We start from the raw sequence: 15,428 nt of genomic DNA on the forward strand, positions 1-15,428 counted from the left end.
CACTCAGCTGAACAACAAAGATATGTCTGAATCCACACAAAGAAGATAAATAAATTGAAATCATTAAAAACTTGGCAACTAGAGTTTAGCTTGTTAAGAGCTAAACATTCGTTTTGGGGAACCTTTTCTTTATTTTTTATGTTACTTGGATTAAATATAGCGGTTTGTCAGCTAATCGTCGTAGTTCTTGGTGTCGACGAGCCTTATTTTAGCCAGTTTCACTATCAGCTTATCTTGCCTACTGTGCTGACATTGTTACAACCAATAAAACGTAAGAAATAAAGGTAAAGCAGAATACCAGTGACAATAACGAAAACGGCTAACTTTATTTCACTTCACGTTGCCAATAACGTGAATTTTCTCCTGAAAACTGGGGGGAAAACGCCGATAGATGTTCTATTAAAAAATCTTTCGCCACTTTCACTTTTGCTGTGGTTTTGAGATCAGAGTGATACAACAGCCATAAGCTCCAAATAGAAGGTACTACGGGTAAGTTAAGGCGAAACAAACCATTATTTTTTTGAGCTTCAACCAATCCGCAAGGTAACTTAGCAATACCTAAACCATTTTTGGTTGCTGTTACTAAAGGGCCTAGTTGATCAAACTTTGCAATAGGCTGGGCATTATCAAAATGTGTTTGATACCAGAGAGGATCGGCTTCTAACTGCCATAATAAAATACGGTGATTGTTAACCTCTTGCGTTAAATATTGCTCACTTGCATATATACCCCATTGTGAAGGGAAAAGTTTTTTGCCAATCAAGTCGCCTTGACTTGGCGCTGGTGTAAACCTCAATGCGATATCTGCTTCGCGAGCATATAAGTCTTTATGGTTAGATCCAATAATCAAATTTAATTGAATATTGGGGTATCGACGATTAAATTCAGTTAATGCAGGTACAACATAATCATTAGCTAATTCAGGTGTTAAGGTTAAATTGACTTCACCACTTAGCAGCTGATCTTGCCCCACTAATTTACGCTCAATATTTAATTGCTGCTCTCTCAGTTGAGCAATATCAGGCAAGATACTGTGCCCAATACTAGTAAGCTGATACCCCTTGGGCACTCGCTCAAATAGTCTCACATTAAACTTTTGCTCAAACGCTTGAATACGGCGAGCAACGGTAGTGTGATTAACGTTTAAGCGTCGAGAAGCCCCTGACAAACTGCCAGTTTCACTTAAAGCTAATATATATTGAAAATCGTCTTCTATGCTCATCTGTGCATTATTGCACAGTTAAACTGCAAACTTCACTAATTTAATCAAATCGATATTCACGTAAAGTTCAATCAATCTTTATTTTAAACAGGACACTCACTATGTATACCCTATATCACTTCCAAATCTCATGTTCATCGGCAGTAAAAATAGCATTAGAAGTTATTGGTGCAGAACACGACACAGTAACGGTTAACCTATTTGAAGGTGAACAACATAAACCTGAGTTCTTAGCCGTCAACCCGCTGGGCAAGGTGCCTGTGTTAGTTGAAGGCGATCAAGTGATGACACAAGGTGAAGCAATTCTTATTTACTTATCTCAAAAACACAAAGACGCCAATTTAATGCCAGATTTATCCACTAAAGAAGGCATGAACGCTTTAAAATGGCTGAATTTAGTGGCAAGTAGTTTACACGGTCATTTTACCAAGATATTCCATCCAGAATCAGTCGCAACTGACCAGTTATCGGTAAAACAAAATGCTGAAGAAGAAATCATTAAATTGCTTAATACTATAGAGGCTCAACTTAACGAAAGCGCAATGTTTGTAGGAGAACAACCAACGTTAGCAGACTTCTATTTTGCTGTTGTTTTGGGTTGGGGCCAGGTTTTAAGTTTTGATCTATTTGAACGTTACCCTAGTTTTGCACAATACAAAAAAGAGTTGCAGCAGCATTTACCTCAATCTAAAACACTACAAATGATTTAATCATAACTTAGCGATACAAAAGTAAAACAAGAAAAATAGCTTTTACTTTTGTTTCGCCTACTAGGTTATACAATTGAATTAAATAAAATCTTTGTGCATAAAAACTGTTTTTATTTTAGTTTCTTTCCTATGCTTTTAAACAGGAATAACTGACTTAAAATCACACATTTATGCATAAGGATTATTCAGATAAATCTGCCTTACTGACTATATATGCTATTTCAGCAGTACCTTTATTTTTAGTAGTTTACTTATTATTTACCCAAATAAACGATGTAAATTCGATAAAAATGGAGGCAGTCTCTTTAAGCAACCCCAACATAGCTAATGCCAATGAACTGGCAAAACTTGAACGAAGTTTAGGTTATGTCGGCTTTATCCATCACTTTAAAAATTACGTTATTCGTGGCGACATCAATTATTACGCCCAAGCACAAAAGTCTTTTGCGTCAGCTGAACAAGCGTTATTAAAACTACAAGAGAATCTGACTAGCGCTGACGATATTAAATCGTTAAATATCATCCAAGAAACACTAGAAAAATACAGTGATATGCTTACTTACGCTAGAGACAATATGGGTTTAGAAAATGTCAGAGCATTGGACCAACAAATAAAAGTAAGTGATCTCGAAGCAGAACAAGCGCTCATTGTATTGCGTAAAAACATACAAAGCCGTGCAACGAGTTATCAAGCTGACGCAGACAAACGTATAGAAAGTATTTATCACAATACACTCTATATTGGCCTAGTTATTATTCCGTTTTTGTTATTCTCTACTTGGTTAATTGTGCGCGCGGTTAAAAAGCTATCAACATCAACCAGCGAATTAACCACCATATTTAACGCCTCACCCGATGCCATTTTATATGTCGAGCAAGACGGCACTATTCTTAAAGCTAATTCTGTGGCTTACAGTATTTTTGGCTATCAAAGTACGGAACTCAAAGGGCTAAAAGTTGAAATGTTAATTGCCCCTGAAATACGTAGTAAACATATAAAATATCGCGACAGTTTTAGCGAAAAAGAGCAGTCTCGTGAAATGGCTGATCGCACGACACAAATTTTTGGACTAAAAAAAGATGGCACTAAGGTTGAGCTAAAAATTGCCATTGCATCAAAAGTTATTGATGGTAAAAAGCGTAGTGTTTGTGTAGTAAAAGACATAACCCAGCATAAAAAACTGGAGCGTAAAGCTTACAATGATCATTTAACAGCGATCAGTAATCGAAGACACTTTGATACCCTTTTAGCACAAGAACTTAAACGTTTGGATCGTGAACGTAATCCTCTATCACTTTTAATGATTGATATAGATAACTTTAAAACACTTAATGATCATTTAGGACACACTGCCGGTGATGAAGCCCTGGTTAATATTGCCCAGTTCTTACAACATCACACGCGGGAATACGATCATTTAGCGAGATGGGGCGGCGATGAATTTGTACTACTTTGTCCAAATCTAAGTGCTGAAGATGCACTTAAACAAGCAGAACGAATTCGCCAGCAATTTGCTTCAGTCAATTTTCCGTGGGACTTTGACATTACCTTAAGTATTGGTGTCGCAACAAATTCACCAGATAACCCAATGTCGGACAAGGTGTTTTTAGAAGCCGCCGATAAAGCTGTGTACATGGCAAAAGATGCAGGTAAAAACCAATGTATTCACATTAACAGCGAAAGCAAAGTAGAAGTAACCTAACCTCTCCTCACCCCAGTTAGTAATGATAACTATTTTTATTTGTTGACTTTTAAGTCGCAAATTATTAACGTTACATTATAACATCACAAACAAATTGCATAATGAAACCAAACATTCACCCAGATTATCAAAACGTGGTATTCCACGACACTGCTGCCGATGCTTATTTTGTTATCGGTTCAACCTTAAAATCGGATAGAACCATTGAATATCAAGGTAAAACATACCCTTATGTACCTATTGATGTGTCTAGCGCTTCTCATCCTCAATATACAGGTAAGCAACGTATATCGAAAAACGAAGGTCGCATCGCTAAGTTTAAAAACCGCTTTGGTCAGTTAGGAGGAAAATAATGCAAGTATTAAGTTCGTTAAAAAGCGCCAAATCACGCCATCCGGATTGTCAAATTGTCAAAAGACGTGGACGCGTTTATGTTATTTGTAAATCAAACCCAAGGTTTAAAGCGGTACAAGGAAAAAAGAAAAAAATATAAAATTTAATCGGGCAGTTATTTGTTTTTACGGCTGCCCTACTTTTAAGTTTTTACCAGACAACAGGATCGACACGATATAGCAGTTTTAACTGCTCATACAACGCTGGATAGTGCCGGTGTAATAAAGCCGACTGCTCAAAAAACACTTCACTGGCCACAGCAAAAAATTCAGCAGGATTAGTTGCACCATAATAATCAAATAATGAAGGAATACCATGATGGGCCTGTTGCTGTAATCGCTCAAATTGTTGGCTAAACACGTTAGACCAAGTCTTATAATTTTGCCCTTTGTTTAAAATAGGCGCGCCATTTGCCAAGCCATTTTCTTGATCTAGTTGATGAGCAAATTCATGAATAACGACATTGTGACCATCGTCAGGCACTTCCGCACCATCAACGGTATCTTGCCACGATAAAATCACGCGACCAGTTTGCCAAGATTCACCTGCTAAGGTATTTCTTGCGGTAAACTGCACACCGTCGGCATTCATACTTTGTTGCTGCTTAATAAAGGCACTTGGATAAACTAATATCGTTGTTAAATTAGGGTAAAATCCTGTCTCGCGGTTCAATAATAATAAACATGCTTGTGCTGCAATGGTTACCCTAATTTCGTCATTAATTACCACACCATTACAACCAACAAACCTTTTTTCAGCGATAAACACCTGAATATGCTGTTTTAGTTGTAACTGCAGATCGGCAGGCATACCTCTAAAATAAGGCATACGTTGCTGAAGTATTTTACGCCACTCTCGACTAAAGGGTTGTCCTCTAATTTTATCGCGTTGGTATTCTCGCCACCTCGGTTTACCGACAGAATAACCTATCAACACAATGGCAATAACTATTGGCAACAGCAGAGCAAACATAAATAAAACACTCGAAAGACTTTATTAGTAAATTGGTCTTGTTTAGTTAACTTTCAATATTTAATTCTTCTCTGGCTTTTAAATTAATAAATCGTAGTAGGTCAAACAGACAATAAGCCTCGAAAGAAAAAGCTAGTGTGTTTTTATCAATTATGTTCGATACAAGGAAGGTTTAATCGCTAACTAAGTGATTAAATACAAAGGGTTAAAATAAAACAATTTACGTAGATGGATCAACATATGTATAGCAACAATAAACTGATTAAAGCACTTTCTACAATTACAGTTTCCATTTGGCTTTCAGCATGCGGTGGAGGTGGCGGCGGAGGTAGCTCGTCTACTCCTACCACAATAAAAACACCTCCAGCCAATAAAGCACCTATCATTGAAAGCATGGATGAACAAACGGTTGAAGAAAGGCAACATTTTACTTTTACGGCTTCAGCTAAAGACACCGATGGCACCATTACCAATCAAAGTTGGGTACAAAAAAGTGGTATTGAAATTTACAATACCAATATTAATGAAAATACACTTTCATTTTTAGCGCCTAATATAGCGCAAGATCAAACAGTTGTTTTCACATTTATGGCAACTGATGATGACGGTACAGAAAGCCAGCAAGATTTAACCATTAATATTACTGCGCTAAAAAATATTACTGATGTTGAATTTGCCGATCCTAACTTGCAAGCTTGTGTAATAGAAGCCGCAGAGCAATTGGGTGAGAATGCAGATATCACATCATTTGATGGTGACACAGCCTTGTGGTGTCAAAACAAAGAAATTAGTTCATTGGAAGGCATAAACGAATTTAAACATATCAAACATATTGACTTAGCATTTAACAATATTACAGATTTGTCGCCTTTAGCTGAATTACAAAGTCTAGAATCATTAGACTTACAACACAATCACATTGAGAACTTAGCTCCGCTCACCAAGCTAACAAACCTTGAACAATTGTCACTAAATAACAACAAGATTAGCGATATATCCGCGATAAATTCGCTAGAGCAGCTTCTGTCACTCAATTTAGCTCACAATAAGCTAACCAGTATTGAGGCAATGCCGCAATCAAGTGATTTAAAGTTTTTATCTATAGCGCACAATCAAATATCAACGTTACAAGGGATCAATAATCTTACGGCACTTGAGCACCTGCAACTTGAGGCAAATCCAATCGCCGATATTACTGATTTACCCGTCGCGCACAGCGTCAAATCACTTCGTTTGGTCAGTACTAACCAAGATACCTTAGCTGAAGAGCTTCCGTTGATCGACTTATCACCAATAAGCAAATTATCTGGACTGACAGAATTAGTTATTAAAGGTGACAACATAAAAGATATTAATGCACTGGCCTCATTAACCCAATTAAAAGAGCTAGAGCTTATCGCCTATCAGGTATCCGATATTCAAGCATTAGATCAATTAAAACAGTTGGAAAAACTAAACATAGGTTCCTACACCACACCATTTTCCTTCATACCAAAAATGAATGTTTCTACAATTGCTTCACTGAGCCAATTGACCTCATTAACTGACTTGAAAATAAAAAGAACAAAAGTTGTTGATTTTTCGCCTATCTCCCAGCTAACTTTGCTTAAATCACTGTGGGTATTGAACAATGAAAATACTTCCTTTGCTCCTTTTGCAAATTTAACCCAATTAGAAACATTGGTTTTTTATCCCAATGGGCTAATTACAGAAAATAACATTGACCAGCTACACCAATTAACAAAGTTAAAAACATTTTGGACAGTTTGGCCAGAAGCTGCTGATAGTTTAGCGATATTAGACAATATGCCACTGATAACAGACCTATACATTGGCGGTTCAGCCAATCAACAGTTATCTGACTTTTCTTCGCTTGCAAACCGTCAGTTAACTAACTTTCAGGTATCTGGGACTCAATTAGCCAACGTGGAATTTTTAAGTTCGATGAGCTCTTTAAAAACATTGCAATTTCAATCGACCAAGGCTTTATCAGATATCAGCGCACTATCAACATTAACTCAACTAGAAAAAATTAATCTTTGGTTTAACGAGCACTTATCGTGCGAGCAGCTAGATGCACTGCAAAATGCACTGTCATCTACCCTAATTGAAAGACCAAACAGCTGCGTTTTAAATTAAATAACCTCAGGTTTGTATAAGAAATAGTGCTACATAAAAGAAAACAATAAGTTCGCAGGCTCTTGTATTTCTGGGTTGATATTTTCATCTAAATTCAAGGCATTTTGCAGCAGGAATAGCTAGCTATTTCGCTTCAAAATAACGCAGAAGTCAGTAAAAATAGCACCTAGAAACGCATTATTTATGCGAAGCTGAGGTTAAATAGTCAGCAATTGTTAAACTGGGCGCCACAGTAAATAATGATATCGTGGCGCCATTTCACGCTAATCATCGAACGTTGAATCACCACTTGTTATTAATCACAAAGATTTTTTATCACCGGATTCTAATAACCGAAAATACTGCCCATTTTTGATCAATAAACCTTCAGAACTTCTAGGAGGAAAAAAGGTTTCATAATCTGCAGGATGTTTTACATCAATAGCTAATACTTTACCTTGGTACTGTTTGTTGACGTTCCACTGGATAGTATGACCAACAACGGCGGCTGTTGCACCAAAAGCCTTCAACCCAGATTCAACCTGTTCCTGTGTAAGGTCCTCTTTAAAATACCCTCGATACCAAGCAGGTCCAGTATTATTGGAAATAAGAAATGACTCGTTAGTTTGTGCTGATGGTGTGTAATATGGCTTGCGATAACTTTGTCGAATAATCTGATTTACTTGCTCAATACTATAGTTAAATTCTGCCAATTTGGGATGTAAACCACCGTGAACAAACAAGTGACCATTTATGCGCTCCATGGCATTTTTACTCATTAACCATCGACCAATAAAAGCATTGTCACCGTATAACTGCGACTGTGTTTTACCTAATACAGAGGCAATATAAAGATACTTCTCTGATGCACTGTAAAAGTTTGCTTGCAGGTTTTTAATTTCATGGTTGCCAATAATATAGTGCACATGGCCACCTTGTGCTTTTGCTGCTTGTTCAAGCTTGTAGATAAACCAAAGAACTTGGGTGACTGACTTCCCCCTGTCAACAAAGTCTCCTACCAACACTAAATGGCCTTTGCCAAAAGTCCAATTCAACTCTGTATCAATGACTTGATGGTTGATTAAAAAGTCACGAAACGCTTTAAAGTTACCTTCAATATCCGACAACGCCAAAATGGGTTGATTATCTTCATATACCGCTGGTGGAATTTCTATTGTCGGATTGATCTTTATATTAAAATTAGTGTCTTCCAGTGGAAAATAGACCTTTGCGTTAACAGTTTCATCTAATGAGTACCGTTGATTTTTTGCTTTAAAGCCAGTATCGCGGTCACCTTCAACATAGCTAACGACAAGTTGATCGTTTTGGTAGAAAGCATGTGGGCCCTCGCCTCCCAGCTTATAAGCCAAGTGAATTTCATTAAAATGGGCTTCTGCGCCATGATAAATACCAAAAGAAACAAGGGCAGCAAATAACAGTAAAAATGTAATAAAAAAATGCTTTAGATTAGTTTTCAATAGAGCAAACATTGTTTAGTTCCTTCACTAGTTTATCCGTGTATCAACACCGGCTGATTAAAGGTGGTGTTTCAATACTCTTAATACTGATTTAGTCAGCTTGGCTACGCCTAAACCAAGTAAAACCGCGATGGGCGCTAGCCAATATCCCAACAACTCTTCAGCGTTGGGCTGTGTATCAGCAGCAAATGCCAAAATAACACTGTTGCCATGTGTGCTAGACCATAGGCCTATTTGATCAGGTAGAAAAAACTTAGCCAAACCAACTAATATCAACAGGGTTGAAACGCTTACACCAAAAGCAAACATGCCGTAGTAAGCACCTCGCGTAATACCTTTTTTAACCGTTTGAATTGCGTTAAAGCCAACGGGAGGAGGAGTACCTTCTAACATATGCGCTACGTATTGTTCTGCTAGTTCTCGTGGTGAGCCAAATCCCGCCAAAATAGCGTTAGCATCAACCTTTTCGCCTGCCTGTTCTTTTGCTTCAACTACATCAAGGATGTGGCTTTCTATTTCCTTAATCACTTCAGTCGCCTCTTCTTTATTTAGGCGAGACAAATAAGTTGATAGATTTTTCAGATATTGATGGATCACTTCTCTATTAGACATAATGTTCCCTTAAAAAATTAGTTATTTACTGCGACAGGATGCTTTCAATATCAAGCACTGAACGACGCCAGCGTTCGACTAGCACTTGCTGCTTATGTCGCCCTGTTTCTGTGAGTAGATAGTACTTTCTTGGTCGACTATCCCCTTCTTGATTCCAATAAGCATCGATTAATCCATCGCGTTTTAAACGGTCCATCAAAGGGTAAAGTGTTCCCTCGGTGATCTGCATTGTTTCAAACGAATGTAAATATTTAAGCAGCTCTAATCCGTAGCGCTCTTTCTGGTGCAGCGCTGCTAAGATGACCAGTTCTAACGTACCTTTACGTAGCTGTACGTCCCATTTCTCATTAAAATTGTCTTGTTTAGCCATATTGCAAAACCTATGTTATGCATCATACCTTGTATTACATAGTAACCAGGTATAACACACAAAATTGAAACAGCAAAGATAAAATTTAATATGATCTTGATGAAGGGGTGACTGAATAAGTTCGTTACATCTGAGCGTGTTTACTCAACACAAATTATCTTTTAGCATAACAAGTCACGAATCAAATTTGGTAAAAGCATATGAATAGCAAAGGAAAATTATTTTTCTATTGCGGTAAGATGGGGGCGGGAAAGTCAACGTTATCGACACAACACGCACAAGCTGAAAACGCAGTGCTTATCTCTGAAGATACCTGGCTTGCAACACACTACCCTGACTGTATTCAAACCTTTGAAGACTATTTAACGTTTTCATCACGTATCAAACCTTTCATCAAACATCATGTGATGAATATACTTGCCACTGGCACTAATGTAGTCATGGACTTTCCGGCAAATACAGTGAAACAAAGGCTCTGGTTTAAAGCCCTTTGCCAACAAGCTAATTGTTCACATAAGCTATATTATATTGAACGAACAAATGAACAGTGTTTAGCGCAATTAGCAAAACGTCGCCAACAATATCCGGAACGAGCGCACTTTGATAACGAACAAGTGTTCCATCAGGTGACAGCCTACTTTGAAGCACCACAAAACGACGAAGGTTTTGAGATAACGATTATTTAACACGGTATTTTAGTGAGTCACAACATGAACAAAAGATGTCAGTTTTTGTCTGATTACCTCGAGCGAATCGATGGCGCTAAACCTCAGCAACGCATCGCTAAACACGTAAAGATGGCTTCAGATGCATTCTTGTTTTTTCGTGGCTCTTCCCAGTTATTTTACGCCGATATCGCAAGTGGCAAGTTAACATTTCCTAAAGCCCTAAAACAGCTACCAAACACCGCGATAATGGGAGACTGTCACGTATCTAATTTTGGTTTTTTCACCGAAGAAGGTTCACATGGCGACAATGTTATTTTTGCGCCAAATGATTTTGATGATGCTTGTATAGGCCCAGCAGTGTGGGATATCGCTCGGTTTATTGTCAGTTTAAAGTTAGCAGCAAATTTTGGTGCAAAAGTGACTCAAGGTCAACTACATACGGAAGCAAAATATGTTTATAAATCAGTGGTTAATCAACAGCAAACCACGGATGCAATCCATAGCTTTCTAGCCGCTTACATACAAGCATGCCAATCCAGCGCACAAGATCCAAAAGTACTGTCAAAGGCCCAAGAACTCGTCGATGAAAATCATATTTTGTATAAACCTTATCTAAAAGCACAAAAACGCAGTGCTGGCGGAATAGAATTCGACATTAAAAGTAGCTTAGCCAAAGCAACACATTGGCAAAATGAAAAGTTAACATTTAAACATCGTCCAGATAAATTTATCCGTATAGAAGACACGCTATATCAAGAAATAGTAGAGAACTTTTCACCTTATGTTGATGACACTATTTTAGACGTAGTTGCTCGTCAAGGTGCAGGAACTGGCTCGCTTAATTTAGCACGCTATTACCTGCTGGTGGGGCCAACCAAAGTCGTGGATAAATCAGACTTGGCGTTATGCCATATCGTAGAAGTTAAACAGCAACGACCAGCGGCACCGCTTTATCACTTTAATGATCTTTCAGCGATTAACCGACTTAATCCAGCACATTTAACCGTACAATGTCAGCGCAGAATGCAAGTTAACCCTGATTTAGTGCTTGATGAAGTAGAATGGCAAAATCAATTTTGGTTAGTGCGTTCAAGGCATCACGCTAAAGTTGGTATATCACCAGAGCAGATTGTGTTAGGTAAAAAGGCAACTGAACGACAGGGGTTTTCTCAATATGCATCAGCTTGCGGCCAAGCGTTAGCCTTATCACATTGCCGAAATGACAGGCGTTCAACGCGATTTGAACAAAGCATATGGCCAGCAATAGAAGAATATAAACAAGAGTTAATTGATACTTGCTTAGCTTATGTCGAGCAAGTTGAATTGGATAAAAAAAGTCTTGCTGGGTTGGTCAATTCGTAAGGTGGTAACAATCGCCACCTTACGACTAATTAGCATGTGGTAGTTTAGGCTTTTTTTACAAATTTAGCCGTTACCATCATTTCACCCACACCATCCACTTTACAGTCTAATTCGTGGTCTTTTTTGTCAAGTACACGTCTTACCAAAGCTTTAGTGCCAATTTTAATTACTTGTGAACTGCCTTTAATTTTTAAGTCTTTAATTACAGTAACTTTGTCGCCATCGGCCAATAAAGCACCATTGGCATCTTTAACATTAATCGCTTCAGCTTCTGCCACTTCTTTTGGGTTCCACTCATAGCCACATTCAGGGCAAATCAACATCGCTTGATCTTGATAGACATATTCAGAACTACATTTCAAACAATTAGGGATCACATCACTCATAAAAACCACTTCGACCAGCAAAAAAGAGGCGGCATTCTATCAGTTATTACCGATAAAATGAATCGAGAATTTCGATAGATTAATGTAACCATCGAGATTTCCTTTTTTTGATTACTTAGTTTTGCGACAAACACACGTAAGCAATTCATGCTTTTACGTTAGAGATGATAAAAAGTAATGGTTTAATCGATAGATCTGCTTAGGTCGCTGCTCCTTAACATGCAACCAATAGAACACCGTAAAAAGCAAACACAAGTGACATCTGCAAGCAGACGAAAAAACATGCATTTATCGTTTATTTCAAGCCCAATCAAACGTTATCTTCCCTCGATATTTGGGCATTTCAGCCCAACTATGTATAATGCGCCCTTTTTAAATTTTACATAAACCAATAACCCTGTTTGGTTCGTATACCATATCGCTATTTGTTTTTTGCTAACGCATTAATTTTGTCCAAATTTGATAGCACATTGTATTGTTGAGCATTTCGATGTTAGTTTATGTAGTTGTATAAACCCCATAAAAATTAGAAATAGTCACATAACTATTCGTTACATAAAGGTAATTCTATGAGTACAAGCATTGATCAACCGATGCAAAAAAACGGTATGTTTAACCGTTTTCTCGCCACGGTTGAATATTTAGGAAATCTACTTCCACACCCTATTACACTTTTTGCCATGTTCTGTTTATTTATTATCGTATTTAGCGGTATTGCAGACTTTTTTGGTTTAAGTGCCATTGATCCAAGACCCATTGGCTCTCCTGGCAGATCCCCTGACGGCGTAATCGAAGTAGTAAGTTTATTAAGTGCGGAAGGTTTACAGAAAATCTTTGGCGGTCTTGTGACAAACTTCACAGGTTTTGCGCCACTGGGTACAGTATTAGTCGCCCTATTAGGGGTAAGTGTTGCAGAACATTCTGGTTTATTATCTGCTGGTCTTAGAGGCATGGTAATGGGCGCCTCTAAACGTTTTGTGACCTTTATTGTTGTCTTTGCCGCTATAATTTCCAACACGGCTTCAGAGCTGGGTTATATTGTAATCATTCCACTAGCTGCTATGATTTTCCACAGTTTAGGACGCCACCCTCTTGCTGGTTTAGCAGCAGCGTTTGCAGGTGTTTCTGGTGGTTATAGCGCTAACTTATTTTTAGGCACCATTGACCCATTGTTGTCAGGTTTAACTACTGCCGCGGCGCAGTTAATTGACCCTACCTACAATGTTAGCCCAGAAGCTAACTGGTTCTTCATGATTATCTCGACGTTCCTAATTGCTATTATCGGCACCGTTATTACAGAAAAGATAGTAGAGCCTAGACTTGGTAAATACGATGAATCACAAGCAAGTGAAGCATTAAACTCAAACATTGAGTACTTAACACCAGTTGAGAAAAAAGGCCTCATGTGGGCTGGTGTCAGTTTACTAGTCGTTGTTGGCTTGTTGCTACTTACCATATTGCCAGAAAACGGGATTTTACTGCACCCTGAAACAGGCAAAGTTACTGGTTCTCCTTTCCTCAAGGGCATTGTTGTCATCATATTCATCACGTTTGCTATTCCTGGTTTTGTTTACGGTAAAGTTGTTGGCACCATGAAAAACGATGTTGATGTGATCAATGCTATGAGCAAGAGCATGAGTTCATTAAGTTTATACATTGTATTGGTGTTTTTTGCGTCTCAGTTTGTTGCCTTTTTCAAATGGACTAACTTGGGCACTATCATGGCAATTAATGGAGCAGAGTTGTTACAAGCTGTCGGTTTAACGGGCCCTGAAGTATTTGTACTATTTATTTTCATGTGTGCACTGATCAACTTAAGTTTAGGTTCGTCTTCAGCGCAATGGGCGGCAACAGCACCAATTTTTGTACCAATGTTAATGCTTATTGGTTATGCGCCTGAAACAATTCAAGCGGCTTACCGTATTGGTGACTCAGTAACTAACCTAATAACACCAATGATGAGTTACTTTGGTTTGATCTTAGCGGTAGCCACTAAATACAAAAAAGACATGGGTATTGGCACACTAGTGGCTACTATGTTGCCTTACAGTATCGCCTTCTTTATCGGTTGGGTAGCGCTGTTTTATGTTTGGGTATTTGCCTTTGGTTTACCTGTAGGCCCAGGTGCACCAACTTATTACACACCTTAACGAAATCTTTCATTGATTTATCTAAATGCCGACCTTATACAGTGTCGGCATTTTTTTCGTCTTTTTTAATGTTCCTTCGCCACAAACACTGTATATTAAAACAGTGGCACAATAAAATTAGGTACTCTCATATGTTAATGAAGGACGGACTTGACCTTAGAGCAGCGAAACGAATAGCTAAAGCTATGGCAGCGGTTTATCTTAAATTTAACTCAGCTGAATTTATTCAACAGATTGAGCAAAAGTATCAGCCATTGGAGTTAAAAGAACGTGTAGAGCTTTTTATTGAAAGCTTGTCGCAGTCATTACCTGAAGACTTCACCAAATGTTATGACATTTTTATGCAGCTCAAGCCACATTGGGATCATGGTGACCCAAACGATGCAACACGCTCTTTTGCTGCATGGCCAGTTATAGACTTTGTTGCCGCGTATGGTCTTAAACATCCTGAGCAATCCTACCCTATGATGAAATCTTTAACTGAATTATTTTCAGCTGAATTTGCCATTCGACACTTTATTGTTAGCGATACACAAACCGCGTTGAAATATCTTAATCAATGGGTTGATGATGAAAATCATCATGTTAGGCGTTTGGTCTCAGAAGGAACTAGGCCAAGGCTTCCCTGGGGTATTCGCCTCAAACAATTTTGTCTTGATCCAAGTCCGTGTTTACCATTGTTAGAAAAACTTAAAGATGATCCAAGCGAATATGTGCGGCGCTCTGTGGCAAATCATTTAAATGATATCGCCAAAGACAACCCACAGATTGTGATTGATTTGTGCAAAACTTGGCATAAAAATGCCAGTAAAAACACGCAATGGGTTATTAAACATGCCTGTAGAAGCTTGATAAAAAGTGGCCACAATGAGGTGTTTTCATTATTAGGTTTTACAGAAAATCCAAAAATTAATGTTGAAGAACTTAGATTATCAACCGAAGTGGTTAATTTAGGTGAAGTTCTGGAATTTACCTTTTTAGTGACCTCCTTGGCTAATATTAACCAGCACTTAGCGATTGATTTTGTTGTGCATCATGTTAAAGCAAACGGAAAACTAGCGCCTAAAGTATTTAAGTTAAAAGAGTTAACCTTAGCTGCGGGTCAATCGATTGAATTAAACAAAAAGCATCCGATTAAAGCGATAACGACACGAAAGTATTATGCTGGTGAACATCAACTTGATATACAAATTAACGGACAAGTAATTACAAGCACCAAGTTTGTGCTAAATGTTTAATCACTATATAGTTGATCTATGGAACGCAAGACGAATTTAGCGCTAG

Annotated in this window: 16 protein-coding genes; 10 read left to right on the forward strand and 6 right to left on the reverse strand. The window is 38.1% G+C overall.

The annotated features are described in order from the left end of the window. Positions 1-54: 54 nt before the first annotated feature. Positions 55-282: a hypothetical protein gene (locus IE199_RS11705; protein ID WP_189770644.1), complete on the forward strand. Its 228-nt coding sequence runs from the start codon at positions 55-57 to the stop codon at positions 280-282. 43 nt (positions 283-325) lie between these two features. Here IE199_RS11705 and IE199_RS11710 read toward each other — a convergent pair whose 3' ends face one another. After that, positions 326-1,222, reverse strand: coding sequence for a LysR family transcriptional regulator (locus IE199_RS11710; RefSeq protein WP_189770646.1), 897 nt, complete (start codon positions 1,220-1,222; stop codon positions 326-328). Positions 1,223-1,323: 101 nt separating this feature from the next. On the opposite strand from IE199_RS11710, the gene IE199_RS11715 reads away from it, so the two are divergent. The 4 genes from IE199_RS11715 to ykgO all read left to right on the forward strand — a co-directional run bounded on the left by IE199_RS11715 (position 1,324) and on the right by ykgO (position 4,128). Then, on the forward strand, positions 1,324-1,932 hold the full coding sequence (locus IE199_RS11715; protein ID WP_189770648.1) for a glutathione S-transferase family protein: 609 nt from the start codon (positions 1,324-1,326) through the stop codon (positions 1,930-1,932). A gap of 170 nt (positions 1,933-2,102) precedes the next feature. After that, positions 2,103-3,635 (forward strand): sensor domain-containing diguanylate cyclase, encoded by a 1,533-nt coding sequence (locus IE199_RS11720; RefSeq protein ID WP_189770650.1) that lies wholly within the window; start codon positions 2,103-2,105, stop codon positions 3,633-3,635. 101 nt (positions 3,636-3,736) lie between these two features. Beyond that, positions 3,737-3,988, forward strand: a complete 252-nt coding sequence (locus IE199_RS11725; protein ID WP_189770657.1) for a type B 50S ribosomal protein L31 — start codon at positions 3,737-3,739, stop codon at positions 3,986-3,988. Continuing rightward, a complete protein-coding gene (gene ykgO, locus IE199_RS11730) occupies positions 3,988-4,128 on the forward strand; it encodes a type B 50S ribosomal protein L36 (RefSeq protein WP_189770659.1) in 141 nt (46 codons plus the stop codon). Before IE199_RS11725 ends, ykgO begins: the two co-directional genes overlap by 1 nt. A 50-nt stretch (positions 4,129-4,178) precedes the next feature. On the opposite strand, the gene IE199_RS11735 is transcribed toward ykgO, so the two are convergent. Next, positions 4,179-5,000: a M90 family metallopeptidase gene (locus IE199_RS11735; RefSeq protein ID WP_189770661.1), complete on the reverse strand. Its 822-nt coding sequence runs from the start codon at positions 4,998-5,000 to the stop codon at positions 4,179-4,181. Between the two features lie 240 nt (positions 5,001-5,240). Here IE199_RS11735 and IE199_RS11740 point away from each other — a divergent pair, with 240 nt between their 5' ends. Continuing rightward, positions 5,241-7,139: a leucine-rich repeat domain-containing protein gene (locus IE199_RS11740; protein ID WP_189770663.1), complete on the forward strand. Its 1,899-nt coding sequence runs from the start codon at positions 5,241-5,243 to the stop codon at positions 7,137-7,139. 299 nt (positions 7,140-7,438) lie between these two features. Here IE199_RS11740 and IE199_RS11745 read toward each other — a convergent pair whose 3' ends face one another. From IE199_RS11745 to IE199_RS11755, 3 genes are read right to left on the reverse strand one after another with little or no spacing between them, the layout of a single operon-like run. After that, positions 7,439-8,608, reverse strand: a complete 1,170-nt coding sequence (locus IE199_RS11745) for a metallophosphoesterase (RefSeq protein ID WP_189770664.1) — start codon at positions 8,606-8,608, stop codon at positions 7,439-7,441. A 45-nt stretch (positions 8,609-8,653) separates the two neighbouring features. Further along, the gene (locus tag IE199_RS11750) at positions 8,654-9,208 is read right to left on the reverse strand and encodes an HAAS signaling domain-containing protein (protein ID WP_189770666.1); all 555 of its coding nucleotides are present in this window, start codon (positions 9,206-9,208) and stop codon (positions 8,654-8,656) included. Positions 9,209-9,233: 25 nt separating this feature from the next. Then, on the reverse strand, positions 9,234-9,578 hold the full coding sequence (locus IE199_RS11755) for a PadR family transcriptional regulator (RefSeq protein WP_189770668.1): 345 nt from the start codon (positions 9,576-9,578) through the stop codon (positions 9,234-9,236). A 200-nt stretch (positions 9,579-9,778) separates the two neighbouring features. On the opposite strand from IE199_RS11755, the gene IE199_RS11760 reads away from it, so the two are divergent. Together IE199_RS11760 and IE199_RS11765 are read left to right on the forward strand one after the other, a co-directional pair. Next, positions 9,779-10,264 carry a P-loop nucleotide/nucleoside kinase family protein gene (locus IE199_RS11760; RefSeq protein ID WP_189770670.1) on the forward strand — a complete coding sequence of 162 codons (486 nt, stop codon included), beginning with the start codon at positions 9,779-9,781 and terminating at the stop codon, positions 10,262-10,264. Positions 10,265-10,288: 24 nt separating this feature from the next. Continuing rightward, positions 10,289-11,608, forward strand: a complete 1,320-nt coding sequence (locus IE199_RS11765) for a DUF2252 family protein (RefSeq protein WP_189770672.1) — start codon at positions 10,289-10,291, stop codon at positions 11,606-11,608. Between the two features lie 44 nt (positions 11,609-11,652). Here the strand turns inward: IE199_RS11765 and IE199_RS11770 are convergent, their stop codons facing one another. After that, on the reverse strand, positions 11,653-11,994 hold the full coding sequence (locus tag IE199_RS11770; RefSeq protein ID WP_189770674.1) for a zinc ribbon domain-containing protein YjdM: 342 nt from the start codon (positions 11,992-11,994) through the stop codon (positions 11,653-11,655). A gap of 569 nt (positions 11,995-12,563) precedes the next feature. On the opposite strand from IE199_RS11770, the gene IE199_RS11775 reads away from it, so the two are divergent. Both IE199_RS11775 and IE199_RS11780 read left to right on the forward strand, forming a co-directional pair. Next, positions 12,564-14,144, forward strand: a complete 1,581-nt coding sequence (locus IE199_RS11775; protein WP_308436239.1) for an AbgT family transporter — start codon at positions 12,564-12,566, stop codon at positions 14,142-14,144. Positions 14,145-14,275: 131 nt separating this feature from the next. Next, positions 14,276-15,382, forward strand: a complete 1,107-nt coding sequence (locus IE199_RS11780) for a DNA alkylation repair protein (RefSeq protein WP_189770676.1) — start codon at positions 14,276-14,278, stop codon at positions 15,380-15,382. The last annotated feature ends 46 nt before the right edge of the window (positions 15,383-15,428 follow it).

This window comes from Thalassotalea marina (assembly GCF_014656435.1).
Lineage (GTDB): Bacteria > Pseudomonadota > Gammaproteobacteria > Enterobacterales > Alteromonadaceae > Thalassotalea_C > Thalassotalea_C marina.

What these genes read in the sequence shown, in the direction of transcription:
- IE199_RS11710 (WP_189770646.1), bottom strand. Translation starts at nt 1,222, where the DNA reads ATGAGCATAGAAGACGATTTTCAATATATATTAGCTTTAAGTGAAACT.
- IE199_RS11715 (WP_189770648.1), top strand. Translation starts at nt 1,324, where the DNA reads ATGTATACCCTATATCACTTCCAAATCTCATGTTCATCGGCAGTAAAA.
- IE199_RS11720 (WP_189770650.1), top strand. Translation starts at nt 2,103, where the DNA reads ATGCATAAGGATTATTCAGATAAATCTGCCTTACTGACTATATATGCT.
- IE199_RS11725 (WP_189770657.1), top strand. Translation starts at nt 3,737, where the DNA reads ATGAAACCAAACATTCACCCAGATTATCAAAACGTGGTATTCCACGAC.
- ykgO (WP_189770659.1), top strand. Translation starts at nt 3,988, where the DNA reads ATGCAAGTATTAAGTTCGTTAAAAAGCGCCAAATCACGCCATCCGGAT.
- IE199_RS11735 (WP_189770661.1), bottom strand. Translation starts at nt 5,000, where the DNA reads ATGTTTGCTCTGCTGTTGCCAATAGTTATTGCCATTGTGTTGATAGGT.
- IE199_RS11740 (WP_189770663.1), top strand. Translation starts at nt 5,241, where the DNA reads ATGTATAGCAACAATAAACTGATTAAAGCACTTTCTACAATTACAGTT.
- IE199_RS11745 (WP_189770664.1), bottom strand. Translation starts at nt 8,608, where the DNA reads ATGTTTGCTCTATTGAAAACTAATCTAAAGCATTTTTTTATTACATTT.
- IE199_RS11750 (WP_189770666.1), bottom strand. Translation starts at nt 9,208, where the DNA reads ATGTCTAATAGAGAAGTGATCCATCAATATCTGAAAAATCTATCAACT.
- IE199_RS11755 (WP_189770668.1), bottom strand. Translation starts at nt 9,578, where the DNA reads ATGGCTAAACAAGACAATTTTAATGAGAAATGGGACGTACAGCTACGT.
- IE199_RS11760 (WP_189770670.1), top strand. Translation starts at nt 9,779, where the DNA reads ATGAATAGCAAAGGAAAATTATTTTTCTATTGCGGTAAGATGGGGGCG.
- IE199_RS11765 (WP_189770672.1), top strand. Translation starts at nt 10,289, where the DNA reads ATGAACAAAAGATGTCAGTTTTTGTCTGATTACCTCGAGCGAATCGAT.
- IE199_RS11770 (WP_189770674.1), bottom strand. Translation starts at nt 11,994, where the DNA reads ATGAGTGATGTGATCCCTAATTGTTTGAAATGTAGTTCTGAATATGTC.
- IE199_RS11775 (WP_308436239.1), top strand. Translation starts at nt 12,564, where the DNA reads ATGAGTACAAGCATTGATCAACCGATGCAAAAAAACGGTATGTTTAAC.
- IE199_RS11780 (WP_189770676.1), top strand. Translation starts at nt 14,276, where the DNA reads ATGTTAATGAAGGACGGACTTGACCTTAGAGCAGCGAAACGAATAGCT.